This is a genomic window from Brucella oryzae, from assembly GCF_041929965.1.
Lineage (GTDB): Bacteria > Pseudomonadota > Alphaproteobacteria > Rhizobiales > Rhizobiaceae > Brucella > Brucella oryzae.
In genome coordinates this window covers 1-1,796 of record NZ_JBHEEO010000060.1, presented here as the reverse complement: position 1 = coordinate 1,796, position 1,796 = coordinate 1, and the positions used below count along the sequence as shown (strand labels likewise).

Genomic DNA, 1,796 nt, shown 5'->3' with positions numbered 1-1,796 from the left:
ACGTTGAAGCCAGGCGATATTGTCATTCTCGACAATCTGTCCAGTCACAAACGACCCGCAGCACGTGAGATTATCGAAGCCGCGGGCGCGAGGCTGATGTTCCTGCCGCCATACAGCCCGGACTTCAATCCCATAGAAAAGGCTTTCTCCAAGTTGAAAGCCCTCCTGCGAAAGGCCGCAGAGCGAACCGTCAGCAACCTATGGGACAGAATTGGGAAAATCGTCGACCTCATTGATCCGCAGGAAGCGCAAAACTACTTCGCATCATGCCGATACGATCCACTATGATAGGGAAACGCTCTAGCATTACAGTTGCATTTTAGTTTTGATATGAGCTCGCCGAGCGGCTGCCTGATGGGCGCGTCTCCAGCATGACCATGCGATGACGTAAGCGGGGCTTATGCGACGCTGGGCAAGCCTGGTGGCGATGCGCCGGACTTCCTGGACAGACCAGTGGATCAATTCCCGATGGTCGGCATCCGTGGTCTTTTTTGGGGCGTCGCGTCGTTGGCGCGGTACCGGATCACCGCCATCATGGCGAAGGCAAGCATGACGAGGGAAACGTGGCGATGCCAGCCATGCCATGACCGGGTTTCGTTGTGATCGAGTCCGAGCTCGTTCTTGGCAGTCTCGAAGCTGTCTTCGATTGCCCAGCGATGGCCTTCAACGGAAACGAGCGTCTGGATGCCCGTCCCGGCCGGGCACCATGTGGTGAAGAATGCCAGATCGCCGTCGCTGATGTTGCGCCGGATCAGGAGGCCACGGGTCCAAAGTCCCGATTTCGTCTCGTTGTATTCGTCGGCATCAAGGTCGGCAAGTTCGCAATAGGCCCAGTCATGAAGCCGTGCGCCTTTGGTGCCTTCACCGGCGGAAAGACGCTGCCATGCTTCAGGATCGAGATCACGGGTGATCTCCTGCGCCGTGCCGGCGACCGGAGGCTTCCCCGACCAGGATCCGAAGTGATGATCGGATTTTACACCAAGAACATAGCCTTTACAGGCACGGCGCAGACAACCTTCTATTTCCCCGACGCCGTACACCGCATCGCCAGCCACCCATGAAAATGGCACATCAGCTGCCAGTGCACGCTGTATCATATCGACAGCCAGCCCTGGTTTGGTAGTGAAGGCTACATCCTCAGGAACATGGGTTGCTGCAAGCCTTGCCGGATCGCCAGTCCAGCTCTTGGGCAAGTACAGCGCTCGATCGATGAAGGCATGGCCGCGAACGGACACATAGGCGGCGAATACACCGATCTGACAGTTCGTTATCTTGCCAGCCGAACCTGTATACTGACGGGCAACACCACACGATGTCTTGCCCTGCTTGAGGAAGCCTGTTTCGTCGATGACCAGGACCGCATCATCCGTTGCGAGGTTTTCTACGACATACTCTCGTACGATGTTGCGCAGCTCATCCGCATCCCAACGCCCGCGACCCAAAATGGCCTGTTGCCGCCACGGGCCGGGATCACCGGCCGCCTCAGCATGCATCCAACCTGTCTTGCGCCGCTCGTCACCCAGTAAGCCATCCAGAAAAAGGTTCGCAGAGGCTGCAACGCGCTCCTGCGTAAACAGTCCGCGCATGCGAGCTTTCACGTCGCGCAACGATGATGCCCAAAGCTCAAGCGTCGTCTCGATTGATGCACCTGCCATCCATGACCTCCGAATCATGGAGACCCATAGATTCAGATCATAGATAAATATGCAACTGTAATGCTAGGTCACATACCCATAAAATGATTTCCGGATTGCATGGTTTGTGATTCACTGTCTCCATCGACATGGAGGCAGTGA

Annotated in this window: 2 protein-coding genes; one reads left to right on the top strand and one right to left on the bottom strand. The window is 56.4% G+C overall.

The window, feature by feature from the left end:
- Nucleotides 1-288: transposase (locus JNC70_RS22715; protein WP_374789049.1), on the top strand; the 288-nt coding region annotated here is incomplete at its 5' end.
- 170 nt (nucleotides 289-458) lie between these two features.
- Here the strand turns inward: JNC70_RS22715 and JNC70_RS22710 are convergent.
- A complete protein-coding gene (locus tag JNC70_RS22710) occupies nucleotides 459-1,673 on the bottom strand; it encodes an IS701 family transposase (protein WP_104757569.1) in 1,215 nt (404 codons plus the stop codon).
- Nucleotides 1,674-1,796: the final 123 nt, after the last annotated feature.